Source organism: Rhizobium brockwellii (assembly GCF_000769405.2).
GTDB classification, from domain to species: Bacteria; Pseudomonadota; Alphaproteobacteria; order Rhizobiales; family Rhizobiaceae; genus Rhizobium; species Rhizobium brockwellii.
In genome coordinates this window covers 1,094,164-1,119,442 of the sequence record NZ_CP053439.1, presented here as the reverse complement: position 1 = coordinate 1,119,442, position 25,279 = coordinate 1,094,164, and the positions used below count along the sequence as shown (strand labels likewise).

Annotated in this window: 29 protein-coding genes; 22 read left to right on the top strand and 7 right to left on the bottom strand. The window is 61.3% G+C overall.

What is annotated here, in order from left to right:
* The first annotated feature begins 123 nt into the window (after window positions 1–123).
* The 8 genes from RLCC275e_RS05700 to RLCC275e_RS05665 all read left to right on the top strand — a co-directional run bounded on the left by RLCC275e_RS05700 (window position 124) and on the right by RLCC275e_RS05665 (window position 8,641).
* Entirely contained in the window at window positions 124–999 is an 876-nt protein-coding gene (locus RLCC275e_RS05700; RefSeq protein ID WP_033180479.1) for a MurR/RpiR family transcriptional regulator, read from the top strand.
* Between the two features lie 92 nt (window positions 1,000–1,091).
* On the top strand, window positions 1,092–3,026 hold the full coding sequence (locus RLCC275e_RS05695) for a bifunctional 5-dehydro-2-deoxygluconokinase/5-dehydro-2-deoxyphosphogluconate aldolase (RefSeq protein WP_130707421.1): 1,935 nt from the start codon (window positions 1,092–1,094) through the stop codon (window positions 3,024–3,026).
* Window positions 3,027–3,227: 201 nt separating this feature from the next.
* Entirely contained in the window at window positions 3,228–5,078 is a 1,851-nt protein-coding gene (iolD, locus tag RLCC275e_RS05690; RefSeq protein ID WP_033180481.1) for a 3D-(3,5/4)-trihydroxycyclohexane-1,2-dione acylhydrolase (decyclizing), read from the top strand.
* A 168-nt stretch (window positions 5,079–5,246) separates the two neighbouring features.
* Window positions 5,247–6,167 carry a myo-inosose-2 dehydratase gene (iolE, locus tag RLCC275e_RS05685; protein WP_033180482.1) on the top strand — a complete coding sequence of 307 codons (921 nt, stop codon included), beginning with the start codon at window positions 5,247–5,249 and terminating at the stop codon, window positions 6,165–6,167.
* Window positions 6,168–6,377: 210 nt separating this feature from the next.
* Window positions 6,378–7,175, top strand: a complete 798-nt coding sequence (iolB, locus tag RLCC275e_RS05680) for a 5-deoxy-glucuronate isomerase (protein WP_033180483.1) — start codon at window positions 6,378–6,380, stop codon at window positions 7,173–7,175.
* 89 nt (window positions 7,176–7,264) lie between these two features.
* Window positions 7,265–7,474 carry a DUF1127 domain-containing protein gene (locus RLCC275e_RS05675; RefSeq protein WP_033180484.1) on the top strand — a complete coding sequence of 70 codons (210 nt, stop codon included), beginning with the start codon at window positions 7,265–7,267 and terminating at the stop codon, window positions 7,472–7,474.
* A gap of 66 nt (window positions 7,475–7,540) precedes the next feature.
* A complete protein-coding gene (locus tag RLCC275e_RS05670; RefSeq protein ID WP_033180485.1) occupies window positions 7,541–8,377 on the top strand; it encodes a helix-turn-helix transcriptional regulator in 837 nt (278 codons plus the stop codon).
* A gap of 102 nt (window positions 8,378–8,479) precedes the next feature.
* Complete coding sequence (locus RLCC275e_RS05665; RefSeq protein WP_165418912.1) at window positions 8,480–8,641, top strand: hypothetical protein; 162 nt, start codon at window positions 8,480–8,482, stop codon at window positions 8,639–8,641.
* A gap of 43 nt (window positions 8,642–8,684) precedes the next feature.
* Here RLCC275e_RS05665 and RLCC275e_RS05660 read toward each other — a convergent pair whose 3' ends face one another.
* Window positions 8,685–10,052 carry an MATE family efflux transporter gene (locus tag RLCC275e_RS05660; protein WP_033180486.1) on the bottom strand — a complete coding sequence of 456 codons (1,368 nt, stop codon included), beginning with the start codon at window positions 10,050–10,052 and terminating at the stop codon, window positions 8,685–8,687.
* 84 nt (window positions 10,053–10,136) lie between these two features.
* Entirely contained in the window at window positions 10,137–10,577 is a 441-nt protein-coding gene (locus RLCC275e_RS05655; RefSeq protein ID WP_033180487.1) for a glyoxalase superfamily protein, read from the bottom strand.
* 355 nt (window positions 10,578–10,932) lie between these two features.
* Between RLCC275e_RS05655 and RLCC275e_RS05650 the strand changes: the two genes are divergently transcribed.
* Window positions 10,933–11,265, top strand: a complete 333-nt coding sequence (locus RLCC275e_RS05650) for a hypothetical protein (RefSeq protein ID WP_003558042.1) — start codon at window positions 10,933–10,935, stop codon at window positions 11,263–11,265.
* Here the strand turns inward: RLCC275e_RS05650 and RLCC275e_RS34200 are convergent.
* Entirely contained in the window at window positions 11,216–11,479 is a 264-nt protein-coding gene (locus tag RLCC275e_RS34200; RefSeq protein ID WP_033180696.1) for a hypothetical protein, read from the bottom strand. The genes RLCC275e_RS05650 and RLCC275e_RS34200 overlap by 50 nt on opposite strands.
* A gap of 91 nt (window positions 11,480–11,570) precedes the next feature.
* Here RLCC275e_RS34200 and RLCC275e_RS05645 point away from each other — a divergent pair, with 91 nt between their 5' ends.
* Complete coding sequence (locus tag RLCC275e_RS05645; RefSeq protein ID WP_033180489.1) at window positions 11,571–12,437, top strand: LysR family transcriptional regulator; 867 nt, start codon at window positions 11,571–11,573, stop codon at window positions 12,435–12,437.
* Between the two features lie 65 nt (window positions 12,438–12,502).
* Here RLCC275e_RS05645 and RLCC275e_RS05640 read toward each other — a convergent pair whose 3' ends face one another.
* Window positions 12,503–12,949 (bottom strand): baeRF12 domain-containing protein, encoded by a 447-nt coding sequence (locus RLCC275e_RS05640; RefSeq protein ID WP_033180697.1) that lies wholly within the window; start codon window positions 12,947–12,949, stop codon window positions 12,503–12,505.
* A gap of 162 nt (window positions 12,950–13,111) precedes the next feature.
* On the opposite strand from RLCC275e_RS05640, the gene RLCC275e_RS05635 reads away from it, so the two are divergent.
* The 3 genes from RLCC275e_RS05635 to RLCC275e_RS05625 all read left to right on the top strand — a co-directional run bounded on the left by RLCC275e_RS05635 (window position 13,112) and on the right by RLCC275e_RS05625 (window position 15,449).
* Complete coding sequence (locus tag RLCC275e_RS05635) at window positions 13,112–13,513, top strand: DUF2177 family protein (protein ID WP_033180490.1); 402 nt, start codon at window positions 13,112–13,114, stop codon at window positions 13,511–13,513.
* Window positions 13,514–13,833: 320 nt separating this feature from the next.
* Window positions 13,834–14,235 (top strand): pilus protein PilZ, encoded by a 402-nt coding sequence (locus tag RLCC275e_RS05630; RefSeq protein WP_003558031.1) that lies wholly within the window; start codon window positions 13,834–13,836, stop codon window positions 14,233–14,235.
* Window positions 14,236–14,333: 98 nt separating this feature from the next.
* Window positions 14,334–15,449, top strand: a complete 1,116-nt coding sequence (locus tag RLCC275e_RS05625) for a pyridoxal phosphate-dependent aminotransferase (RefSeq protein ID WP_033180491.1) — start codon at window positions 14,334–14,336, stop codon at window positions 15,447–15,449.
* A gap of 136 nt (window positions 15,450–15,585) precedes the next feature.
* On the opposite strand, the gene RLCC275e_RS05620 is transcribed toward RLCC275e_RS05625, so the two are convergent.
* Complete coding sequence (locus tag RLCC275e_RS05620; protein WP_033180492.1) at window positions 15,586–15,855, bottom strand: SEL1-like repeat protein; 270 nt, start codon at window positions 15,853–15,855, stop codon at window positions 15,586–15,588.
* A 442-nt stretch (window positions 15,856–16,297) separates the two neighbouring features.
* Here RLCC275e_RS05620 and RLCC275e_RS05615 point away from each other — a divergent pair, with 442 nt between their 5' ends.
* The 3 genes from RLCC275e_RS05615 (at window position 16,298) to RLCC275e_RS05605 (ending at window position 18,775) form a co-directional block, all read left to right on the top strand.
* Entirely contained in the window at window positions 16,298–16,636 is a 339-nt protein-coding gene (locus RLCC275e_RS05615) for a DUF2147 domain-containing protein (protein WP_033180493.1), read from the top strand.
* A 272-nt stretch (window positions 16,637–16,908) separates the two neighbouring features.
* Window positions 16,909–17,088: a hypothetical protein gene (locus RLCC275e_RS05610; RefSeq protein WP_012756756.1), complete on the top strand. Its 180-nt coding sequence runs from the start codon at window positions 16,909–16,911 to the stop codon at window positions 17,086–17,088.
* A 184-nt stretch (window positions 17,089–17,272) separates the two neighbouring features.
* The gene (locus tag RLCC275e_RS05605; protein WP_033180494.1) at window positions 17,273–18,775 is read left to right on the top strand and encodes an AMP nucleosidase; all 1,503 of its coding nucleotides are present in this window, start codon (window positions 17,273–17,275) and stop codon (window positions 18,773–18,775) included.
* A 9-nt stretch (window positions 18,776–18,784) separates the two neighbouring features.
* Here the strand turns inward: RLCC275e_RS05605 and RLCC275e_RS05600 are convergent, their stop codons facing one another.
* A complete protein-coding gene (locus RLCC275e_RS05600) occupies window positions 18,785–19,000 on the bottom strand; it encodes a hypothetical protein (protein ID WP_245483459.1) in 216 nt (71 codons plus the stop codon).
* A 155-nt stretch (window positions 19,001–19,155) separates the two neighbouring features.
* On the opposite strand from RLCC275e_RS05600, the gene RLCC275e_RS05595 reads away from it, so the two are divergent.
* From RLCC275e_RS05595 to RLCC275e_RS05580, 4 genes are read left to right on the top strand one after another with little or no spacing between them, the layout of a single operon-like run.
* On the top strand, window positions 19,156–19,512 hold the full coding sequence (locus RLCC275e_RS05595; RefSeq protein ID WP_033180496.1) for a YciI family protein: 357 nt from the start codon (window positions 19,156–19,158) through the stop codon (window positions 19,510–19,512).
* Between the two features lie 10 nt (window positions 19,513–19,522).
* Window positions 19,523–19,882, top strand: a complete 360-nt coding sequence (locus tag RLCC275e_RS05590; RefSeq protein ID WP_033180497.1) for a YciI family protein — start codon at window positions 19,523–19,525, stop codon at window positions 19,880–19,882.
* Window positions 19,883–19,884: 2 nt separating this feature from the next.
* Entirely contained in the window at window positions 19,885–20,244 is a 360-nt protein-coding gene (locus RLCC275e_RS05585) for a YciI family protein (RefSeq protein ID WP_033180498.1), read from the top strand.
* Window positions 20,245–20,253: 9 nt separating this feature from the next.
* Window positions 20,254–21,495 (top strand): RNA polymerase sigma factor, encoded by a 1,242-nt coding sequence (locus RLCC275e_RS05580; protein WP_033180499.1) that lies wholly within the window; start codon window positions 20,254–20,256, stop codon window positions 21,493–21,495.
* Here RLCC275e_RS05580 and RLCC275e_RS05575 read toward each other — a convergent pair.
* Window positions 21,463–22,425 carry a lysylphosphatidylglycerol synthase domain-containing protein gene (locus RLCC275e_RS05575; protein ID WP_033180500.1) on the bottom strand — a complete coding sequence of 321 codons (963 nt, stop codon included), beginning with the start codon at window positions 22,423–22,425 and terminating at the stop codon, window positions 21,463–21,465. The genes RLCC275e_RS05580 and RLCC275e_RS05575 overlap by 33 nt on opposite strands.
* A 198-nt stretch (window positions 22,426–22,623) precedes the next feature.
* On the opposite strand from RLCC275e_RS05575, the gene RLCC275e_RS05570 reads away from it, so the two are divergent.
* A complete protein-coding gene (locus RLCC275e_RS05570) occupies window positions 22,624–24,117 on the top strand; it encodes an ArnT family glycosyltransferase (protein ID WP_033180501.1) in 1,494 nt (497 codons plus the stop codon).
* A gap of 137 nt (window positions 24,118–24,254) precedes the next feature.
* Window positions 24,255–25,271, top strand: a complete 1,017-nt coding sequence (locus tag RLCC275e_RS05565; RefSeq protein WP_003558009.1) for a glycosyltransferase family 2 protein — start codon at window positions 24,255–24,257, stop codon at window positions 25,269–25,271.
* The last annotated feature ends 8 nt before the right edge of the window (window positions 25,272–25,279 follow it).

Sequence of the window (25,279 nt, the reverse complement as noted above, 5' to 3'; positions counted from 1 at the left end):
CCGTCCCGAGCAGATTGTCTAAAAGCCTTCAATTACAGGGGATTAAAAACAATTAGCCGTGTCGTTTGAAATCGTTTATGTTCGATAATATGGAATGTTTGTTTCATCTCGTGAGCCGTAAGCATGGATAACGATCCCCAGAGGCACGCGCGTGTGCCGCGCGATTTCGAAAGCCTGCGCAGCACCATCATCGAGCGCAAGGCGAACATGCCGAAGCGGCTGGCGCAGGTCGCCGCCTTCGCGCTCGGCAATCCCGACGAAATCGCCTTCGGAACGACGGCGAGCATCGCGGCCGCCTCCGACGTCCAGCCCTCGACGCTGGTGCGCCTGGCGCATCATCTGGGTTACGGAGGCTTTTCCGACCTGCAGAGCATCTTTCGCGAAAGATTGCGGGACCGGACGCTGAGCTACGAAGAGCGCCTCGTCACGCTGGAACAATCGAGCGGCGACGATGAGGACGCCAATCTGCTCTCCGGCTTCATTGCCGCGGCAAACCAGTCGGTCAACCGGCTGGCGGCGACGGTGCAGAGCGATACTTTCACCAAAGCGGTAAATATCCTTGCCAGCGCCGAGACGATCTACCTGATCGCCAAACGGCGCTCCTACCCGCTGACGGCGCACATGACCTACGCTTTTTCCAAGCTCAACATCCGCCACCAGATCGTCGCCTCGCCGAACGGCGTCGACCCTGAAATGGTGCAGTTCGCAACACCGAAGGATGCGGCAATCGCGGCGAGCTTCTCCCCCTATGCGGCCGACAGCCTCAGCCAGAGCCAGGAGCTTGCCGATCGCGGCGTCCCCGTCATTGCGATCACCGATTCGGCCTTCTCGCCGCTTGCCGCCTGCGCCACGCACTGGTTCGAGGTGGCGGAGGCCGATTTCGCCGGCTTCCGCTCGCTTTCGGCCTCGATGGCGCTCACCATGGCATTGCCGGTTGCAATCGCCGAACGGCGGCGCAAGGGTCAGCCGTCAAAATCTGCAAAAGGCAAAATGGAATAAACATTCCGAATTGACAAAATATCGGAACCGATGTTTCATTATTGAAAATTCGCAGGCACTGGAAGCCGCGCAAAATCTAGCGGGAGGACATCATGGTACAATCGAATCCGGGCTCACAGCCGGAGCCGGCGCTTGATGTGATCACCATCGGCCGCTCTTCGGTCGATCTTTACGGCCAGCAGATCGGTTCGCGGCTGGAGAATATCGGCTCCTTCGCCAAGTCCGTCGGCGGCTGCCCCGCCAATATCGCCATCGGCACGGCGCGGCTCGGCCTCAAATCCGGCCTCATCACCCGCGTCGGCGACGAGCAGATGGGACGCTTCATCCGCGAGCAGTCGGCGCGCGAAGGTGTGGCGACAGACGGCATCGTCACCGACAAGGAGCGGCTGACGGCGCTGGTGCTGCTGGCGGTCGAGGCCGAGGGCGTGTCGCCGATGATCTTCTATCGGTCGGACTGCGCCGACATGGCGCTCGATGAAGGTGATATCGACGAGGATTTCATCAGATCGTCGCGCGCCGTTCTCGTTTCCGGCACACATTTCTCACGGCCGAATACCGAGGCCGCGCAGCGCAAGGCTATCCGCATCGCCAAGGCGAACGGCCGCAAGGTGATCTTCGACATCGATTACCGACCGAACCTCTGGGGCCTTGCCGGGCATGCGGAAGGCTTCGAGCGCTATGTGAAATCCGACCGGGTCTCCTCGAAGATGAAGGAGACGCTGCCCGACTGCGATCTCATCGTCGGCACCGAAGAAGAAATCCTGATCGCGTCCGGCGCCGACGACGTGCTCGGCGCGCTGAAGGAGATCCGTCGGCTGTCGCCGGCGACGATCGTGCTCAAGCGCGGCGCCATGGGCTGCATCGTCTATGACGGGCCGATCGCCGACGATCTCGAGGCCGGCATCATCGGCCAGGGTTTCCCGATCGAGGTCTTCAACGTGCTCGGCGCCGGCGATGCCTTCATGTCCGGCTTCCTGCGCGGCTTTCTGCGCGACGAGCCGCTGAAGACCTGCGCCACCTGGGCCAATGCCTGCGGCGCCTTCGCCGTCTCCCGCCTGCTCTGCTCGCCGGAATATCCGACCTGGGCAGAACTCGATTTCTTCCTGACGACCGGCAGCAAGCACCGGGCGCTGCGCAAGGACGAGGCGCTCAACCATATCCACTGGGCATCGACCCGGCGTGGCGAAATCCCGCTTTTGATGGCGCTGGCGATCGACCACCGTTCGCAGCTCGTCAGCGTCGCCGATGAGCTCGGCGTCGGCCATGAGAAGATCGTCGCCTTCAAACGGCTGGCGGTGGCGGCAGCGGCGCGGGTTTCGAACGGCCGCGACGGCTACGGCATGCTGATCGACGAACGCTTCGGCCGCGACGCTTTCTTCGATGCGGCGACGAAGAATTTCTCCTGGATCGGCCGGCCGGTGGAATTGCCGGGCTCGAAGCCGCTGCGCTTCGAATTCAGCCAGGATATCGGCTCGCAACTCGTCGAATGGCCGCTCAGTCATTGCATCAAGTGCCTGTGCTTCTATCATCCTGATGATCCGGCTGAATTGAAGACGGAGCAGCAGGAGAAGCTGCGCACTCTGTTCGAGGCCTCCCGCAAGGTTGGCCGCGAGCTGCTGGTGGAGATCATCGCAGGCAAGAACGGGCCGCTGACCGACGATACCATCGCGACCGCTCTGGAAGAGCTTTATGCGCTCGGCATCAAGCCGGACTGGTGGAAGCTGGAGCCGCAGGCATCCCGTGAGGCCTGGAAAAAGATCGATGCGGTGATCGCCAAAAATGATCCATGGTGCCGCGGTATCGTGCTCCTGGGGCTCGAGGCGCCCGCCGACGAGCTGATCTCCTGCTTCGAGGCGACGCTGGCTGCCCCCTCCGTGAAGGGCTTTGCTGTCGGGCGGACGATCTTTGCCGATCCGGCGCGCGCCTGGCTTTCGGGAGAAATGAACGACGAGGAAGCGATCACCGACATGGCCGGCCGCTTCCGGCAACTGACAGAGGCGTGGCTGAAGACGCGCGGACATCAGTAGACTTAGAATTAAGACCCCTCCCCAACCCCTCCCCACAAGGGGGAGGGACTTAACCCGGAGCACCGCCTCATCCCATCAGCAAGCTTCCCTCTGGAGAAGACGTTGCGGCGAGAATGAAGGCAGCCCGGCAGGTTAACCCCTCCCCTTGTGGGGAGGGTTGGGGAGAGAAAAACGCGAAAAGAAAGATTGCGGGAGGACCCGATGGGCAAGACGATACGGTTGACGATGGCGCAGGCCGTCGCGCATTTCCTCAAAGTACAGATGACGATCGTCGACGGCAAGAAAGTGCCGATCTTCGGCGGCGTCTGGGCGATCTTCGGTCACGGCAACGTCGCCGGCATCGGCGAGGCGCTCTATCAGGTGCGCGGGGAATTGACGACCTATCGCGCCCACAACGAACAGGGCATGGCGCATGCCGCGATCGCCTATGCCAAGGCGAATTTCCGCACGCGTTTCATGGCCTGTACCAGTTCGATCGGCCCCGGCGCGCTTAACATGGTGACGGCCGCCGGCGTGGCGCATGTCAATCGTATTCCCGTTCTCTTCCTGCCGGGCGACGTCTTCGCCAACCGCGCGCCGGATCCGGTGCTGCAGCAGATCGAGGATTTCGGCGACGGCACGGTTTCGGCCAATGATGCCTTCCGTTCGGTTTCGCGCTATTTCGACCGCATCACCCGACCCGAGCAGATCATCACGGCGCTGAAGCGCGCCATGCAGGTCCTGACCGATCCCCTGGATTGCGGCCCGGTGACATTGTCGCTCTGCCAGGACGTTCAGGCAGAAGCCTTCGATTATCCGGAAAGCCTGTTCGACGAAAAAGTCTGGACGACCCGCCGGCCGCAGCCGGATGCGGACGAGCTGGCGAATGTCATCGCGCTGATCAAGGCGTCGCAGAAGCCGGTGATCGTTGCCGGCGGCGGCGTGCTTTATTCGCAGGCGACGAAGGAGCTTGCTGCCTTTGCCGAGGCCCACGGCATTCCCGTCGTCGTCACCCAGGCCGGCAAGTCTGCGATCAACGAGACCCATCCGCTGGCGCTCGGCTCGGTCGGCGTCACCGGCACGTCAGCGGCGAATGCGATCGCCGAAGAGACAGACCTCGTCATCGCCGTCGGCACGCGCTGCCAGGATTTCACCACTGGCTCCTGGGCACTGTTCAAGAACGACAGCCTCAGGATGATCGGCCTCAATATCGCCGCCTATGACGCGGTGAAGCACGACAGCCATCCGTTGGTGACAGACGCCCGCGAAGGGCTGAAGGCGCTTTCGGCCGGACTTTCGGGCTGGAAGGCGCCGGCAGCCCTCGCCGAGAAGGCGGCTGCGGAGAAGAAGGTCTGGATGGAGGCCGCGGCCAGGGCGATGGCGACGACCAATGCCGCCCTGCCCTCCGATGCGCAGGTGATCGGCGCGGTGGCGCGTACGATCGGCGGCGAGAATACGACGGTGCTTTGCGCTGCGGGCGGCCTTCCCGGCGAATTGCACAAGCTCTGGCCGACGACGGCGCCGGGCAGCTATCACATGGAATACGGCTTTTCCTGCATGGGCTACGAGATCGCCGGTGGGCTCGGCGCCAAGATGGCGCATCCGGAACGGGACGTCGTCGTCATGGTCGGCGACGGTTCCTACATGATGATGAATTCCGAGATCGCCACCTCGGTCATGCTCGGCCTCAAGCTCAACATCGTCGTGCTCGACAATCGCGGCTATGGCTGCATCAACCGGCTGCAGATGGGAACCGGCGGCGCCAACTTCAACAATCTGCTCAAGGACTCCTACCACGAGGTGATGCCGGAGATCGATTTCCGGGCGCATGCCGAAAGCATGGGCGCCATCGCCGTCAAGGTCGCCTCGATCGCCGAGTTGGAGCAGGCAATCGCCGACTCGAAGAAGAACGACCGCACCTCGGTCTTCGTCATCGATACCGATCCGCTTGTCACCACGGAGGCCGGCGGCCACTGGTGGGATGTCGCGGTGCCCGAGGTCAGCCCGCGCGAAGAGGTCAACGAAGCGCGCAAGGGCTATGTCGAAGCACGCGCCGCCCAGCGTATCGGCTGATCTGCTGCATAATTCCTTAAATCGGGATCGATTTAAGGACAAAATTATGCAGCAATTCGAAGTGCTACAGCGTCCTTTGCGCGTCTGAAAAGACGCGCGGCGCTGTGGTGCTACCATTTCTCGGAAGAGCGTCCCGGCTCTTCCGCAATGCTTTTAAGGAGAATGTTGATGAAGGCTAAACTCGGCATGTCGCCCATCGCCTGGTGGAACGACGATCTTCGTGAGCTCAGCGATGACGTGTCCCTGGAGGAATGCCTGCGGCAATCGCGCGGTGCCGGCTTTACCGGCATGGAAAAGGGCCGTCGCTTCCCCGACGATCCAAAGGTGATGCTGCCCATTCTCCGTGCAGCCGACGTCACGCTGTGCGGCGGTTGGTTCTCGGGTACGCTGGTCGATGAGGAACTTGCCGCCAACAAGGACCGCATCGCGCCGATGATCGAACTGTTCAAGGCCGTCGCCGCGCCCTGCATCGTTTATGGCGAAGTCGGCCGTTCCATCCAGGGCGACCGCTCCAAGCCGCTCACGACCAAGCCGCGCCTTTCCGATGACGAGATGAAGACCTATGGGCGCCGCCTCACCCAGTTCGGGGAATGGTGCGCCGAGCAGGGCATGCCGCTCTCCTACCACCATCACATGGCGGCCGTCGTCGAAACCGAGCCGGAACTCGACGCCTTCATGCGCCATTCGGGCGAAGGCATCCCGCTGCTGCTCGATGCGGGCCATCTCGCTTTTGCCGGCGGCGACGTGCTGCGCGCCATCGACAACCACCACGCCCGCATCAACCATGTTCACGTCAAGGATATCCGCAAGCCTGTCGTGGATGGGCTGGACCGGAGCCGGCAGTCCTTCCTCGATGCGGTGGCGCTTGGTGCCTTCACGGTGCCGGGTGACGGCTCGCTCGATTTCGGTGCCATCGTCCAGCGGCTGGCCGATCACGGCTATGAAGGCTGGTTCGTCGTCGAGGCCGAACAGGATCCGCGCAAGGCCCCGCCGCAGAAAATGGCCGAGATCGGTCACGCCGAGTTGATGCGCGTCATGACGGCTGCGGGCTATAGCGTGGAAACGGAAGGCTTCCCCAAGGGGTCGTAAAAAACTGTTTGTCCGGAGATTCTTTCCACAAGGAGTTCGTCTTTCCGGACTGCTGGAGCGAGAAGCCCCTCATCCGCCCTACGGGCACCTTCTCCCCGGCGGGGAGAAGGGGAATGGAAACGGCGCAGCATGTCCCTTCTCCCCTCGGGGAGAAGGTGGCGGCAGCCGGATGAGGGGGCCGCGTCCACCAACTTACGAGGAAAAACACCAATGCCAAATCTCAAGGTGAAACCATCAGGCACGCACGGCCGCGTCACGCATGTCACCCCGGAAAATGCCGGATGGACCTATGTCGGCTTCGATCTGCATCGGATGAAGCCGGGCGAAACCGTCTCGGGAGAGACGGGCGACCGCGAAGTCTGCCTCGTCTGGGTGACCGGCAAGGGCAAGGCGTCTGCCGGCACCAAGGATTTCGGCACGCTCGGCGGCCGGATCAACCCGTTCGAGGGCGCCCCGCATGCGCTCTACATCCCGATGGAATCGACATGGTCGGTGACGGCGGAGACCGATCTGGAGCTCGCGGTCTGCTCCGCACCCGGCGGCGGCACCTATCAGGCGAAGGAAATCCCGCCCGGCACGCATCCGCAGGTGACGCGCGGCAAGGGCACGAATGTGCGCTATGTCAACAATATCATGCCGGAAGACGACAGCTCGGCGCATTCGCTGCTGGTCGTTGAGGTTATTACGCCAGGCGGCCACACCTCCTCCTATCCACCGCACAAACACGACCAGGACGACCTGCCGAACGAGAGCTTCCTGGAAGAGACCTATTACCATCGCCTCAACCCGCCGCAGGGCTTCGCTTTCCAGCGCGTCTACACCGACGATCGCTCGCTCGACGAGGCGATGGCGCTCGAGGACGGCGACGTGACGCTGGTGCCGAAAGGCTATCACCCCTGCGCCGCCTGCCATGGTTACGACCTCTATTACCTCAACGTCATGGCCGGACCGCAGCGGATCTGGAAATTCCACAACGCCGCCGAACACGAGTGGCTGCTGAAAGCGTAAGCGTCGTGTTCGATCGCTAAATAATCTGACAGCGCGAAACCGCCGCTGATGGTTCACTGCCTCCATCCAAACACGGATGGAGGATCACCATGCACAGCTCGAATTCCACAATCTCGGCCCGCATTATGCGGCCCGGCCTGTTCCTTGCTATAGTCACCGCAGCACAGTGGCTGGCGCGCAAAATAAACGAACGGCGCAACTGCAATGCGCTGATGGAGCTGTCCGACGAGCAGTTGAAGGATATCGGCCTTTCCAGGGGGCAGACCGAAAGCGACGTCCATGTCTACAGTCGCTACTGAAACTTAAGCGTGATATTGTGCTGCTAGGTCGCCTCATCGGGCGACCTGTCTGACCCGGAAGATGCAATGTCGCAGTTTTCAACAGCGCCGCTCCTGAAAACGAAGACGGTCACCATTCGTGACATCGTCTGCAATGGCGAATGCCGCCACAAGAGCGACGAGGAATGCGCTCACAGGACAAGCCTCGTCTATCCCTATCGCGGCGTCTTCATGCGGCATGTCGGCCGCAATGATACGGTGGCCGAAGCCAATCAAGTCTTGTTCTTCAATGCCGGCCAGGGATATCGGATCAGCCACCCTATCGAGGGCGGCGATGCCTGCATCGATCTGGCGATCGACGAATCGATGCTCGAAGAGCTCACGCCGAAGGAGCAGGCGCAGCCCGGCCCGCCCTTTTCCTTCCGCCGTCAGCGCCGGCGGATCGATCCGCGCGCGCAGGCGCTGGTCGCGCTCCTGCGTCATGGTCTGCGGCGCAACGTCGCCGAGACGCTGGAGGCGGAGATATTGGCGCTGACGCTGGTGCGCCGCTCGCTCGGCGAGCGCACATCGCATGCGGCGGGCGCCAGCGCCGGCCGGCAGAAACTCGTCGACCGGGCAAAGCTGGTGCTTTCCTCCGATCTCGCGCGGCGCTGGACACTATCGGAAATCGCCACCGAAGTGGGCGTCTCGCCCGTTTATCTCACCCAGGTCTTCCAGCAGGTCGAGGCGACGCCACTTTACCGCTACCAGCTGCGGCTGCGGCTTGCCCGCGCGCTCGATCTGCTCGGCCAGTACGAGGATCTGACCGCGCTCAGTCTCGATCTCGGCTTTTCCAGCCACAGCCATTTCAGCGCTTCCTTCAAGCAGTCCTTCGGGCAGACTCCGGCCGAATTCCAACGGGCGGCGCAACTGCGGCACGGGTAGAAGTCGTCATCGATCGCTAAAGATTTCGACAGCGGCAATGCGGTCTTCGATGATCTTATCAGCCTGTCCCGATCGCGGGACGATCAACCGGAGGATCACCAGATGAAGAAGACCACATGCGCCGCCTGCGACTGCGAACTCGGTGCGGAAACCATCACCGTCAAGCTCGGCGGCAAGACTGTCGAGGTCTGCTGCCAGGAATGCGCCGAGGCGCTGAATGAGGCGGAAGCCGCGACATCGGCCGCTTCGCACGGCAAGGAATAGACGACATCAGGCAAAGCCGCGCTCCCGGCGCGGCTTTGCCGTCTCAGGTCGATAGAAGCCCGTAGCGCCAGCCGCGGCGTTTGGCGTTCTGCGACAGCACCAGGAAGGCAAGGATGAACATGCCTGCTTCGGCAAAGACCGGCACCATCCAGATCCCCTGCTCGCCGAACACGAAGGGCAGCAGGAAGGTGAGCGGCAAGGTAAGCAGATAGGGTCGCGACAGGCCGAAGATCGCCGCGCGCGGCGCATCGCCGATCGACTGGAAATAGGACGACAGGATCAGCATCTGCCCGAAGAGAAAATAGGCGCCGATCGTCCAGGGCAGAATTCGCCTGACCTCGGCTATGATGACAGGATCGGTGACGAAGACCGCACCGAGGCGGCTAGCCAGCAATTCGACGGTGATCTCCACCAGGGTGCAATAGACGAGTGCAGCGAACATGGCGATCTTAAGGCTGCGGCCGACGCGGAGCCCGAGGCCGGCACCGTGATTGTTGCCGGCGATCGTCTGCAGGGCGATGCTCAGTCCAAGCAGCGGCAGATAGGTGAAGGTCATGATCCTCGTGATGATGCCGTAGGCGGCCACCGTCGCGACGTAGTCATGCATGCTCCAGAGCGAGACATTGATCAGAATGGCGGCCGAGGCCAACGATATGCCGATGAAGCCGAGGCTCATCGGCGCGCCGAAGGCGACGATGCCGCGCCATTCGGCAAGAGCCAGCCCTCGGGAAGGCCTAAGTGCCGCCGGCCGACGCCAACGATAGGCGAGCACGGCCGCGAGACAGACGAATTGCGATGCGATGGAGCCGATCGCCGAACCGAGCACGCCCCAATGCATCACCGCCATGAACAGCCAGTTGGCAAGGATGTTGAGCAGCGAGGCCGACAGTGTCACCAGCGTCATGAAGCCGATCTTGCCTTCGCAGCGCAATCCATCGAGATGCAGCGACAGGAAGAAGCTGACCGGCGCAAAGGCGATCATCGCGCCCATGAACAGCATGGCGCTGTCGGTTACGGCGGCATTGCCGGCAGCACCGGCACCGATGACCTGCCGGCCCACCGTCCAGTAGACCAGATTGAGGATGAGGGTAACGGCGAGCGCCAGCGCATGCGCGCCGGCAAACACCCGACGTGCCCCAACGCGATTGCCGGCGCCCAGCCGGCGGGCGAGGATGCTCGCCATGCCGTTCGAGACCAGCGATTGCAGAGCGACCAGCAGCATCAGCCCGGGGAAAATCAGGCTGACGGCAGAGAGCGCGTCCGGGCCGACATAGGCGCCGAGGAAATAGGCGTCGACGACGGTGAACAAGCCGTTGACGGTGGTGATCGCGACGATCGGTGCCGCCGTTTTGATGAAAACGCCCGGCAGCCAGCCGGTGAGAAAGGCATTGCCTTCGGAAAGATCGGTCATGGAGAAATCCGTGCGATGTGAGGCAGAGCCTGATCCGGCTTGAAATCATCCGGATCGAGACGCCTCAAAGGGATGGAAAGCAATTTAGAGATCGAGCACCAGATGCGGCACGCCGTTCGAGGTCGTCCTCGGCGAGATGCCGTCGGCATCGATCTGCGCGTTCACACGCTGGCGAAAGGCGGAAAAGCTCTCGAAGGTGACGACATCCACCGGCTCGTCGAAATGGATGGTGATCCTGTGCAGATCGCCGCCCGGCAGGGCCGAAAGCGCCAAAACTTCGCCGGTGAACGGCTGATTGAGATAACGGCCGCGAATATGCGCGCCGACGAAGAGCGGCGTCTTCGGGCTAGCATTGGGCTTTGCCGCAAGGGCTGCAAGCGTATTCCAATCGCGCGCGCCATGCTGGCGGGCAATCATTTCCAGAGCAGCACTGTGGGTGAGCGGGGTGCCGCGCTCGTTCAACGCCTGGCGCAGGCGCCTGGCCTGAGCCTTCAATTCGTCAATGGCAGGATAGGTGGTCGTCATGGAGTGAGCCTTCGCAAGGCATGCGCGTCGACTGCGGATGGGAGCTCGCATTGCCGCCAGTCAGCATGCACAAGGGGCCGTGACCATGATCGCGAGGACTTCACCATGGATTTTCATCCGCGAGCGGCCGGTGCCTCGAACCAGCCTTTGTATGCGCGAACGCCGCCGACATGTCAAGAATGGCGCAGATGCGCTGGGGAATGCGCAACTTTGGGGCAAAACTGCGCGAAATCGGTGCGATTTTCCCGCAGATTTCACAGAAGCATTCAATCTTAACGACGTTCTTCAGCAAGTGTCAGTATTCTTCCGCTAATATCCTGTCGTATAACAAGCGGAGGCTAAAAGGGCCTTTCAGATGCACCTCGACACAGAACACCCCAAGCCGGAACGTGCTTACAGGGAATTCAATCTCGACAGGCCCGGCAACATCATCTTCGTCGGCCATCACCTCAGCACCGGAACGCAGGTGCGCTGCCTGATCCGCACGATCACGCTTGCCGGCGCATTGCTCGAAGTCAGCCCGAACCTGGAAATGCCGAGCCATTTCTTCCTCGAAATCCTCGGCATCCATGACGAGATCGGCGCGACCGTGGTCAAACGTGAAGGCGAACTGGTGACGATCAGCTTCAACATGCTGATCAATCCGGAATTCCTGCACCACGTGTTGCGATTGAACTTCGAAACCTGAGGCTTTTTCCGATCCGCGAATCATCGCGGCATGTCGCCTTTGTTTCGCCGCTCCGTCTTGCGGCGAGGCGCGCGATGATCGGAACGGCCCAGAGAAATCCGCGCCATTCCGGACGATCAAGCGGGTCGGCAAGCGGGTCGGCCAAGGGACCGCGGCGGATCCGCCGATTGCGCATTTCGATTTCCCTGAAAAGAACAACCCAGTTGAGATCCATTGCTTCATCCTCCATCTATTTCCTGGAGCACTTGAGCTAAGCCTTCGCGCCCTTCCGATGTAGAGGCGCTGAGGAAAGGGGGTTTTCATCCATGAAAGATGCGAGCTGGGACGACCTACAACTTTTCTTCCATGTCGCGACCGGCGGCGGGCTTTCGGCGGCGGCGGGCCGCACCGGGCTCAGCGCGCCGACGATCGGCCGGCGCATGCTGGCACTCGAACGGGTGACGGGCCGATCGCTGTTCAGCCGCGGCCCCACCGGCTATCTGCTGGCCAAGGACGGGCAGGAGCTGCTCGATCGCGTCCGGCTGATGCAGGATGCGGCGCGTGCGATCTCCGACTGGCGCGGCGAGGTGCTGACACTGCCGATCGTCTCGACGGCCGCCGATAGCTGGACCTCGCGCTTCGTCGCCGACCATCTGGCCAGCGTCTGGACGCCGAAGGACATCTTCCGCATGTGCTACAAGACCTGCGACGCGAGCGTCGATTTCACCTATCGCGAGGCGCATATCGCCATTCGCCACAGCCGGCCGGAGAGCGGCAACGTCGCGATCCGCCGGTCGGTCAAGGTGGCGCATGCGGCCTACCAGGCAGCCGGCTATGACGAGACGAATTGCAACTGGATCTCGCTCGGCACCGATACCGCGATCACGCCGGCCGACAAATGGACTTTCGAACAGCCGGATTATTGGATCACCAGCTGGACGAACACGCCACATATGCTGTTTTACCTCATCCGCGGCGGTGCCGGCCGCGGCGTGCTCCCCTGTTTCATCGGCGATCAGGAGCGCAGGCTCGTCCGCGCCGGGCCTGTGATCGAGGAGCTGACTTACGAGATGTGGATCGTTGCGCATGACGACGAACGGCAACGGCCGGAGGTCAGGATCGTCATCGACCGCCTGGCGGCGCTCTTTGCCGATCATGAAGAGCTGTTTGCCGGGCAGAAACCGTCCGCTTGACGCGCCGGCATGAGAAAACGCGGGCCATTCGACCCGCGTTCACTAATAGGTAGGCTCTTGCCGGCTCAGGCGGCGAGATGCCGCTCGATCTCGCCGACCGGCATATTGGTATAGTCTTTCGCCACTTCCGCGGTGATCACCGCCTGCGTATCGGCGCGGAGTGCCGGTCGCAGCGCGCCAAGCGCCTTCGGCGGTGCAACGAGGACGATACGACGGGCCTTCTTTTCCTGCACTAACTCGTCGAGCTTTCCCGCCACCTGTTTCAGAAATTCGGCTTCGGCCTGATCCTGCCAACTGGTCTCCTCGACAGCGCTGCCGCTCAGTCCGTCTGCAGCATGGGTTCGGCCAGGCTTATCGGCGCCAATCTCGCGATCCGGCGCGCTCGGCTGTGTAAGAGTTTCCAGCACCTTCAGATTCACCAGTTGGGCATCGCCGGCATTCTGCATGATCAGAGCCTTGGCTCCATCGCAGACCACGACCCATGATTCCCAAGGGATTTTTACATCAGTCATCTTCAACTCCTCGCTGTCGTCATTCGAAGCGCGCCGTGCTTCATCGATCAAGGCACAACGCTCGGCCATTGAAAGAGTTCGGGAAAATTGCGCCGAAATCGAACGGGGCGGCGATCCGGCCGGCCTTTGCTGCGTAGAAAAGCCAAGTTCGGGAGATTGACGATGAAGACATCACTGCTCGCCTATGCCGGCACCTTTCTCACCCTTCTCGTCTGCGACGGGATATGGCTCGGCCTCATCGCCCGCAACTTCTATCGCGACCAACTGGGAGCGCTGATGCTGCCCTCGCCCAATCTGGCGGTCGCCGCTCTGTTCTACCTGTTCTTCGCCGTCGCGGTGGTTGTGCTTGCCGTGCTGCCGGCGCTGTCGGCGGGCTCGATCGCCACCGCGTTTCTTCACGGTGCCATTCTTGGACTGGCGGCCTATGGCACTTATGACATCACCAATCTCGCCACGCTTCGCAACTGGCCGCTCGCCATGAGCCTGGTCGACATGGTCTGGGGCACGGCTCTGACGGCGCTGACCGCCGCCGGCGGATATCTCGTAGTCAGATTTTTCGGCTGAGACGGGAGCCTCCTGTATAATTCCTTAAACCGGAATGGAATTCAGGAATTATGCAGCAGTTCAAACCATTACAGTATGCTTTGCGGCTCTCGAAAAGACGGCGGCGCTGTAGGAGATGAAAGCCGCGTCCCAATAATGAACATCTGGGCGTCCCGCTTGGGAACAAAATTTGAACTCGTTAAAATTGTAATTTTATATTTGACGAATGTGCAAAACATTCATGTGACCTTGGTTCGAGGAAGACCCCAGCTTGAATGAGATCAAGGCCAGCTTGCTCGCGATCAAGACCCCAAATGTGCCCTGTCTGACGGAGAATGTGAATGACTATGCTCCGCGCTACACACCTTGCCACGGTCAAATCCGCTGTCTACGACCTGCGCTGGGAAGAATTCAGCGTCAAACGGCCAGCCCGCATCGTCGCCGTCCGGCCGTGCCTCACAGGCGTCTCCATGCGAAGCGCCGAGATCATCGATATCTCCCAGGGGGGCGCGACCTTCATCGTCTCGACCACGGCCGGCCTGCCGAAGCACTATTATCTCAACATTCTTGGCCTCGCCTATCGGATCGGCTGCGCCGAGGTCTATCGCCATAAGGAACGCATCGGGGTGCGGTTCATCAACATCATGGACCCCGAGGTTCTGCGCCGCGTCGTCCGCACCGATTTCCTCGTCGGCAACATGGAAGCAATTGCCGCTCGGCGTGCGCCGATCTTCCGCGCCTGAACAGGCCGAGTCGTTGCGGAAATAATCTTGCTTGCGTTGGCCGTGCCCGGGCCTATTGTTTCGCCAGTTGTCATTATCTCCCGGGAAACTGTCGTCGCATGTCCGCCTTTTCGCGCTTCACACCTCTTGCCAGCGCCCTGCCTTCCACAGTTCCTTTCGTGGGCCCCGAGGCGATCGAGCGCCAGCGCGGGCTTGCCGTTTCGGCGCGCATCGGCGCCAATGAGAACGGCTTCGGCCCAGCCGCTTCCGTGTTTGCAGCGATGCGCGAGGAGGCCGGCAATATCTGGAAATACAATGATCCTGAGAATTTCGCGCTCCGGGAAGCGCTTGCCGCCCATCTCGGCGTCTCGGCCGCCAATATCGCCATCGGCGCCGGTATTGACGAATTGCTCGGCCAGATCGTCCGGCTGGTGATCGAGCCGGGCGCGCCCGTCGTCACGTCCCTCGGCGCCTATCCGACCTTCAATTTCCATGTCGCCGGTTTCGGCGGCCGGCTGGTGACCGTTCCCTACGCAAACGACCGCGAGGATCTCGACGGGCTGCTCGATGCGGTGAAACGCGAGAATGCGCCGCTCGTCTATTTCGCCAATCCCGACAATCCGATGGGAAGCTGGTGGGATGCCGACAGCATCGTCGCTTTCGCCCGGGCGCTGCCCGAGACGACGCTGATGGTGCTCGACGAAGCCTATAGCGAGACGGGGCCGGCAGGTTCGCTGCCGTCGATCTCCTCGCTCATCGAGCTGCCGAACGTCGTTCGCACCCGCACCTTCTCCAAGGCCTACGGACTTGCCGGCTCACGCACCGGCTACGTGATCTCGACAGCAGGCACGGCGCAGGCCTTCGACAAGATCCGCAATCATTTCGGCATGAACCGGCTGGCAACGGCTGCAGCGCTCGCCGCCCTCAAGGACCAGACCTATCTCGTCGAGGTGGCCGGGAAAATCCATGCGGCGCGGGAGCGGATCGGCGGTATCGCCCGGGCGAACGGTCTAGAGCCCCTGCCCTCGGCGACGAATTTCGTGGCGATCGATGCCGGCCGCGACGGTGCTTATGCCAGGGCGATCGTTGACGGGCTGATGGAGCACGGGGTTTTCATCCGTATGCCTGGCGTGGCGCCGCTCAATCGCTGCATCCGCATCAGCGTCGGGCCGGAGGCGGATATGGCGCTGCTCGAAGAGACGCTGCCGCAGGTGCTGAAACAGATCAGCCGATAAAGCGAAGAACCGCGGCCGGTGGAGGATCCGGTCGCGGTTCCGTTCTCCCGGCGTCGGCCCCGTCCAAGCGCCCCGCCAGCCCCCTCTTTTGAGGTTGTTATTGCTGCTCTTGTCGAATTCCTGATCGGAGACGGTCTTAGTGGACCGTCATCCACTCGCGGGCGGCGCGCAGCGCTGCTGCGAGCTGCATCTTGTCCATGGCGGCGGCCACGTCGGCACGAAGCTCGGCGGCGCGATCGTTGCCCTTGATTGCGGCAATGTTCAGCCACTTGTGGGCTGAGACGAGATCGACTTCGCAGCCGCGGCCGGTCGCATACATCAGACCCATTTCGCAGAAGACATCGGCGCTGTTGTTGTCGCCACCCATGGTGGCCGTTTCAGCATTGTGCATTTCAAAGCGTGCCATCGGTTTTATCCCTGTTAGCCTGTTTATGACTGACCCTGTTTTACCTCGGGGCCTTGCCGTCTGTTGCGGCTTGCGGCCCTTTCGGTCCGGCGGGTTTGCCCCGCTCGTTTGATGGGTTCACTATGCCAAACGGCTTTCAAAAAACGCCTAAAATGCATGATTAATTTGAGACAAACAAAGTGCAAACGCTTGGTAAAATTGGATTTTTGTTAAACATCGGATCCCTTACGAATTAAGGATTTTCGCGTGGATTCTACGAAATATTCAGATTTGGAAATAAACGGATTGTTCATCATGAAATCAGCAGGCGATATCTTTGAAAGCTCGCCGCACGGCTTTTCTCGCGTTTTTCAGCCGGCCAGCATGACAGCGATTGACCCTGTTTACCTTTACGTTCGCGTCAGTTATTTTCGCGGGACCCAAGGACATCATGGAGGAAAAGATGATCCGCAGCTTCGTTCTCGCCGGCTTCATAGCAGTCATCGCGGGTATCGCGCATGCCGAGGAGCCGATCGTCGGCAACTGGAGGACGGCCGCCGGCGATACGGCGGTGATCTCATCCTGCGGCGGCAGTTATTGCGTGACGCTGAAGACCGGTAAATATGCCGGCCGGAAGATCGGCACACTCGCGGGAACCGGCGGCAGCTACGCCGGCGAGATCACCGACCCGGCCGCCGAGAAGACCTATAGCGGCGCGGGCAAGGTTTCCGGCAATTCGCTAAGGATGCAGGGCTGCGTGATGAAGATCCTCTGCAAGTCGCAGACCTGGACGCGGCTCTGAGGCCATAAGGCGCCAGCGCAGCGATTACCCCAAACGCTGAAGCATGCCGACGCGCCGGCATCTTCGGAGCCCTTTGCGGTCTCCTCCGCTACGCCAGCAGGCGAAGTCGAATGATGTCGAACTCGCCCGGCGAATCCTTCCTGATCCTCTCCGCAACCTGGCCGAGCCTCTCCTGCAAGCTGAACGGCTGATGAACCGGCATCTCAGCACTCGTTCAGCCATCGCATGCCAAAACTCTTGTCACGATAGAGTTGCGTATCGGGGATAAGGGGATGAACATCTATATTCTGGCAAGACGTTTTAGCATCATCACGCTGTTTGCGGCGATCTTCGCGATCACGTTTTCGGCAGTCGTGGTGCACGAAGGCGGCGGCGGGGCGCAGTCGCATTTCGGGGCGAGCTATACCTGCCTGGAGAGAAACGGCACCTTCTGCGCGCCTGCGGTGCGGTGACTAAAGCGCATCGCATCGAACCGAATTCATGCAATTTGCTTTAAGTCTTTGATTTATTCAGATCATCATACAAAACTGCTGCACACTTTTGGGCGACATCGCATCGGACAGGCAGCAGGATAAAAAATCGGAATCCGCCGGCGCGCGTCGTTTGCTTGTCAAGAACAACTCTCTATAATGTGTCATGAACAAACGAATCCCCCCTTTGTTGCCCCTCGACATTTCCTCTCCACCGCCTTTCCAGCCTGAGAGTTTCGATGATCCCGCCAAGGCGGTCGAGGCGCTGACGGCGCTTTACGAGCGCAATACGGCGTTTCTCATCCAGAGCTTCGCCGAACTCGCACAGGGCGCGCCGATCTCCTCGCGCTACCGCGCTTTTTATCCGCAGGTCAGCATCGAGACGACAAGCTTCGGCCATGTCGATTCGCGGCTTTCCTATGGTCATGTCACGGCACCCGGCATCTATACGACGACCGTCACCCGGCCGAAGCTCTTCAAGCATTACCTGAAAGAGCAGCTGGCGCTCTTGATGAAGAGCCACAATGTGCCTGTCATCGTCTCGGAATCGACGACGCCGATCCCCTTGCACTTCGCCTTCGGCGAGGGTGCGCATGTGGAAGCATCGACCAACGCCTTCATCGACGTTCCGATGCGCGATATCTTCGACACACCAGATCTCAACACCACCGACGACGAGATTGCCAACGGCGAATATATCCCGCCGCCGGGAGAGCCCTCGCCGCTTGCGCCATTTACCGCGCAACGCATCGACTACTCGCTCGCCCGACTGTCGCATTATACGGCGACGCATGCCGAGCATTTCCAGAATTTCGTGCTGTTTACGAATTACCAGTTCTATATCGACGAATTCTGCAGCTGGGCGCGCAAGCTGATGGCGGAGGACGGCGACGGCTATACTGCCTTCGTCGAGCCCGGCAATGTCGTCACCCTGCCCGGCTCGAACGCACCGGAAACGGATTCCGCCCTTACCCGCCTGCCACAGATGCCAGCCTACCATCTGAAGAAGAAGGGCCATGCCGGGATCACCATGATCAATATCGGCGTCGGCCCCTCCAACGCCAAGACGATTACCGACCATGTTGCCGTGCTGCGCCCGCATGCCTGGCTGATGCTCGGCCATTGCGCCGGTCTTCGCAACAGCCAGCGGCTCGGCGACTATGTACTCGCCCATGCCTATATGCGCGAGGACCATGTCCTCGACGACGACCTGCCGGTCTGGGTGCCGATCCCGGCGCTGGCCGAAGTGCAGGTGGCGCTGGAAGCTGCCGTTGCCGAAATCACCGGTTATGAGGGTTTCGAGCTGAAGCGCATCATGCGCACCGGCACCGTCGGCACGATCGACAACCGCAACTGGGAACTGCGCGACCAGCGCGGGCCGGTGAAGCGGCTCTCCCAGGCGCGCGCGATCGCGCTCGACATGGAATCGGCAACGATCGCCGCCAACGGCTTCCGCTTCCGCGTGCCCTACGGCACGCTGCTCTGCGTCTCCGACAAACCATTGCACGGCGAATTGAAACTGCCGGGCATGGCGACGGCCTTCTACCGCACGCAGGTCAACCAGCATCTGCAGATCGGCATTCGCGCCGTCCAGAAGCTGGCCGCCATGCCGAAGGAAGCGCTGCATTCACGCAAGCTGCGCAGCTTCTTCGAAACGGCCTTCCAATAGGCCGTTTTATCATCTGCCCGTCACGACGGGCGCCGACCCCTCGGCCAGCATCTGCGGCCTGCCGGCGGCAAGGTTCAGCCCTGATATCAGCAGGGTGAAGGCGACGACGACGAAAACGATGCGCAGAAGAACCCTCAGCGCATCGGTATCGTCGGGTACCAGCTGACGCTTTTCACGACGGCGTGCCCAGATATGGCTTGCCAGGGCGATTTCAAGAATGCTCATTTCCGTTCTCCTCGACAGGTTTCGATGAAGCCTTGTCGAGTGCTGCCTTGCGATTTCGACAGCCGGCCGGCACAAAGATTTTTTTCCACCGGTGTCGAAATGCGTGGAGTTCGGTCGTCCAGGGTTATTGAAATGCTCACGAGGAGGCTGCCGCGATGAAATATCTCTGTCAGGTCTGGTTCGATGGCGGGGTACTCGACGCCATGACGAAAGAGGAGAAGACCGAACTCGACACCAATTCCTTGAATTATGACAAGGACCTCGTCGAAAGCGGGCATATGATCGTCGCCCAGGCACTGCAGCCGCCGAAATCGGCGGTGACTGTCCGAGTGCGCAACGGCGAGATGTCGGTGACGGACGGTCCCTTCGCCGAGACGAAGGAGGCGCTCGGGGGCTTCATCCTGATCGAGGCAAAGGATCTCAACGAAGCGATCCGCATTGCGTCAGGCATCCCGCTCGCCAGACTCGGCGCGATCGAAGTGCGGCCAATCCACGAATTCGGAGCTAAATGAGGAGAGACCAATGAAATTTCTATGCCAGATCTGGTTCGACACGGAAAAAAGCAAGCTGGTCCCTCAGACCGAATGGGATGCGCTCACACAGGAGTGCATCACCAGCGACAATCGCTGGCGCGAGAGCGGTCATCTGCTGGTGGCGCTCGCCTTGCATGAACCGTCAACGGCGATCACGGTCCACCTGCGCAATGGCGACGCCTTTTCGACCGATGGCCCATTTGCCGAAATCAAAGAGCACCTCGGCGGTTTTGTGCTGATCGAAGCCGAGAATATCGAGGAGGCGAAGACGATCGTGTCGAGTTTTCCGATCCTCAAATATTGCTCAATCGAAGTGCGCCCGACTTACGCCATCCAGGATGGGAAATAGCCATGCGCTACATCTGCATGATTTATAACAGCGCCGACACCGACGGCACGCTGACATCGGAAGAGACCGATGAACTCATCAAAGCGCATTTCGCCTTCGACGAGGAACTGCGCCGCGACGGTATCATGATCCATGCCGATGCGCTTGAGATGCCCGACAAGGCAACCGTGCTGCGTGTTCGAGACAACTGCCTGTCAGCTACCGACGGCCCCTATGTCGAGACGAAGGAGCATCTGGCCGGCTTCTACGTCATCGAGGCGCCTGACATGGTGAAAGTCAGGGAGATTGCCGGGCGGATCCCTTCGGCACGTTTCGGCGCGGTCGAACTGAGGCCCATGCGAATGCTGAGCCTGCCGGACTGAGGTGCCCCTTTGGAACGCGTCATCGAGGAGATCTACCGAACGCAATCGCGCCGGGTGCTGGCGACGCTGATCCGCCTGCTCGGCAATTTCGACCGGGCGGAGGAAGCGCTTCACGACGCCTTTGCCGCGGCCGCGCGGACATGGCCAACGGACGGTATTCCCGGCAATCCCTTCGCCTGGCTCGTTTCCACGGGCCGTTTCAAGGCGATCGACACGATCCGGCGGCGGGCGCGTTTCGATGCTTCGCAGCATCACATCGAGGACAGCCTCTACTCACCCGATGCAACGGAGATCGGCGACATGGAACCGATCGAGGACGACATGCTGCGGCTGATCTTCACCTGCTGCCATCCTGTTATTCCCGCCGATGCGCAGATGGCGATGGCGCTCCGGGAAATCTGCGGGCTGACCACCGAAGAGATCGCCCATGCCTTCCTCATTCCAGCGCCGACGGTCGCCCAGCGGATCGTGCGCGCCAAGAGCAGGATCCGGGCGGCAAAGATCCCCTACGAGGTGCCCGGCCGCGAGGCGCTGCCGCCGCGGCTAGACCGGGTGCTGCACGTCATCTATCTCGTTTTCAATGAAGGTTATTCGGCCTCCTCGGGCGAGGAGGTGGTCCGCGCCGATCTGACGGCGGAAGCGATTCGGCTGGCGCGGCTGCTACTGACGCTGCTGCCGCATCCCGACGTCTGCGGCCTGCTGGCGCTGATGCTGTTGCAGGATTCCCGCCGCACCGCCCGCCGCGGCGAGCAGGGATCGCTGGTGCTGCTTGCCGATCAGGACCGCTCGCTCTGGGATCATGCAAAGATTACCGAAGGCCTCGCGCTGCTCACGGAAGCGATGCAGGCGGGAGAGATCGGCACCTATACGCTGCAAGCGGCGATCGCTGCCGAGCATGCCCGAGCGCCGGCTGCCGAAGAGACCGACTGGCGGCGGATCGCTTTCTATTACGATCTGCTTCTGGCGGCGCAGCCCTCCCCGATCGTCGAGCTCAACCGCGCCGTGGCGATTGCGATGGCGGAAGGGCCGGCAAAGGGGCTGGATCTGGTCGATAGCATTCTGGGACGCCGGGAGCTGCAGGCCTATCACCTCGCCCATTCGGCGCGCGCCGATTTCCTGCGCCGTCTGGGCCGGACCGATGAGGCGATCGCGGCCTATGAAACGGCGCTGTCTCTCTGCCGGCAGGAGCCGGAGCAGGCGTTTTTGAGAAAACGGATTTCAGAGCTTGCCGCGACGCCCGAGCGGCAGTGAAATCGCCGTGCCTGTCAGTGCCGAGACGATGATCAGCAGGTGGGCATTGACGCTTGCCTGCGCCAGCGCGGCCAGGGCCAGCCGCTCGCTTGAGGCGCCCAAGGCGATGGCGCCGGCGGTGATGCCGGCTGGATAAGTGCCGACGCCGCCTGGCGCATGCATCGGCAGCACGGAGGAGAGCTCGCCGCCGAGCGCGCCGCCGAAACTTGCGGCCATCGGCAGCACACCCATCAGGCCGAGCGCCCAGGCCAGCACCATCACCTTCACCAGCCAGTTGACGATGGTCATCGCCCAGGCGCGCGCAAAGGCGATGGCATCGAGCGGCAAGCCGTTTTCGATCTCGGCGACGAATCTCTGCGCCTTTTTCGGCAGCAGTCTGGCGGCCAGGCGCAGCAGCGGCTTGCGGGCGGCGAAAGCCGCGACCGGCAGCAACAGGAAGACCGTCCAGAGCGACCAGGCAACAGCCGCATCGGCTGAAGCGACGGCAAAACCGATGCCGGCGGCGGCCAGAAGGGCGTGCAGATCAAGCAGCCGCATGACGAACAGCGCCGAGGTTCCGCGCGTCAGCGGAATGCCGAATTCGCTGCGCATCAGCAGCGGAAAGCTGGTCTCGCCGGTGCGGAAGGGCAGCATGATGTTCAGCAGGTTGTGGATCTGCGTGACGCGGAAGAGGACCGCGAACCGGCCAGCCGTTTCCTTCGGGAAATAATCATAGATGCGCCAGGTGCGCAGGAAATAGGTGCTCGTCAGCAGCACCAGCGCACCAATGACAGGACCCGCGCCGACATCGGCCCACTGCCTGATGATAACAGGCCAACCCCAGAACCATTGGATGAAGAGACCATAGGCTGCGACGATGACGACCGTCAGAACGGTCATGCGATTGCGCATAAACCAGGATTGCCGGCTTTCAACGATCGAACTCTTCATGTAGTAGGCATTCCTCGCTTGGGTCGGCATGGGCCCGGTCCCGTCGCCAAGCCTTTTAAGAGACCAGGCCTTTTAAGAGAAATGAAGGTTGCGCACAACGGCGGAGTGATGGCGATGGCGGTGAAAACGCCTCCACGCCGACGATCGGAGCGGCCGACCGGTACATGATGGCGCCTTGCCGGCTTGACGTGGAGATCGATGTTGGAGCGGATTACCAGAAGCATTACTAGCGCAAGCATCTTTCTGGCAGGCTATTTCCTGCTGAACATCGCGCTTCGCATCGCCTTGCCGCATACGCTCGATCTCGACGAGGCGGAGCAATCCTTCTACTCGCAATATCTGCTTGCCGGCTATGGACCGCAGCCGCCCTTCTACAACTGGATCCAATATGCCATCGTTTCGGTGACCGGCATATCGATGTGGGTGCTCTCGGTGCCCAAGAACATCATTCTCTTCGGCTGTTATATCTTCTACGGGCTTGCTGCCCGCGAGGTGCTGAAGAGCCGTTCGCTCGCAGCCGTCGCCATGCTCAGCCTGATTACCCTGCCGCAGGTCGGACTGATGGCGCAGCGCGAACTGACCCATACGGTTGCCCTGCTGTTTGCGACCTCGCTCTTCCTCTTCGGTTTTTTCCGCACGCTGCGCCAGCCGACGATCGGGAGCTATCTCCTCATCGGCATCGCCACCGGCATCGGGCTCATCTCGAAGTATAATTTCGCCATCCTGCCATTTGCAGCCCTGATCGCCGTGCTGCCGGAGCGGGAATGGCGCAGCCGTCTCATCGACTGGCGTTTGCTGCCGGCGGCCGTCATTGCCATTTTGATCGTGCTGCCGCATGCGCTCTGGCTGCCTGACAATCTCGCCAGCGCCTCTGCGCCGACGCTTGAGCGGATGACCGCCGAACACCTGGCCCCGGCCGGCCTCCCCCGCATCACGCAAGGACTGCTGTCTCTCATCATCGCCGTCCTCGGCTTCGTCGCATTGCCGATCGTTCTCATCGCGGCCGCCTTCCGGCGCGACTTCTTTCGCGCGCTCTCCTCTTCCAGCCCGATGATCCGGGTGATCGAGCGGATGATGGTCATCAGCCTGCTCGCCTTCGTCGGCGTGGTCTTCTTTGCGGGCGCCAGCGATATCCACGAGCGCTGGCTCGACCCATGCCTGCTCGTCCTGCTGATCTATCTGTTACTGAAACTGGAAACCGCAGACCTTGATCTTTCCGCTGGTCTTGCGCGCTTCCGGCCCGTGTTGCCGGTCTTCATGGTCGTCATCTTGTCGATCCTTCTTTTCCGGATCGTCGGCATTCAATACATCGGCACTTATACGAGAACGAACGTACCCTTTTCCGGCTACGTGACTGAATTGACCGCGACCCGCAAGCCGGTTCTCATCGTGGCGGGAACCAAGTTCGTGGCAGGCAACATGCGGTTGGAGTTTCCCGACATTCCCGTCGTGATCCCGTTCTTTCCGGATGCCGGGGTTCCCGAATATGCGAACGCGAAGGGACCGGTCCTGGTTATCTGGCGCGGCGAGACCGCAGATGACCCGACAATTTCCCCCGGTTTCGCCAATGACCTCGTGAGATCGGGCATTCATCTGCAGGAGTTGAAGACGCTGACGCTGCCCTATCTCTTCGGTGACGGCAAACGCAGCTTCTCCATAGGTTACTCCTGGGTGGAAGGCGGCGCCAAATAGCGCCGCGGCAGATCAGCCGATTACGGGAAACCGCCATTGCCGGCTGGCAACCGGCGGACACTTCATGTAGTAGCCTTCCGCAAGTGCGGCGGCAGCAGTAAGGCTTGCTCGGCCGTCCGGCCTTTTGGAGATGAAAGTTGCAGACAACCGTAGAGCCCATTCGCGGTACGAATGATCCGGTACAATCGCTCGAACTGTCGCTGGTCGTGCCCATTTTCAACGAAGAGGAAAGCGTCGGCCCGCTTATCGAGCGTGTCGTGGCTGCGATGGTTAGCTACCCCCATCGCTGGGAGCTGATCCTCGTCGATGACGGCAGCACGGATGCGACGCTGGTCAACGCCCGCAAATACGTCGGAGGCGAGGGGCTGGCGCTTAGGATCGTCGAGCTGCAGCGCAACTTTGGCCAGACTGCCGCCATGCAGGCCGGCATCGATACCGCCCGCGGGCGTCTGATCGCGACGATGGACGGCGACCTGCAGAACGACCCGAAGGACATTCCTTCGATGGTCTCCGAGCTGGAACGGCGTGAACTCGACCTCCTGGTCGGCTGGCGCAAGAACCGCAAGGACGGTCTGTTCCTGCGCAAGATCCCCTCCTGGTGCGCCAACTCCCTGATCGGCCGCATCACCGGCGTCAAGCTGCATGATTATGGCTGCAGCCTGAAGATCTACCGTGCCTCGATCATCAAGCAGGTGAAGCTGATGGGCGAGATGCACCGCTTCATCCCCGCCTGGGTCGCCGGTGTCGTCCCGAGCTCGCGCATCGGCGAGATGGCCGTCACCCACCATGCCCGCGAGCACGGCCAATCGAAATACGGCATTTCGCGCACCTTCCGCGTCATCCTCGATCTGCTGTCGGTGATGTTCTTCATGCGCTACAAGGCGCGGCCGGGGCATTTCTTCGGTTCGCTGGGTCTTGGCCTCGGCGCGCTCGCCATGCTGATCCTGCTCTATCTCGGCTTCGACAAATTCATCCTGGGCAACGACATCGGCACGCGACCGATGCTGATGGTCGGCGTCGTGCTGCTGCTGTCGTCGGTACAGATGATCACCACCGGCATCCTGGCGGAAATGATCGCGCGCACCTATTACCGCGACGATGCCTCTCCGAATTATATCGTGCGGCAGATCTTCGACGATCAAAGCCAAGCCTAAGCCGGCAG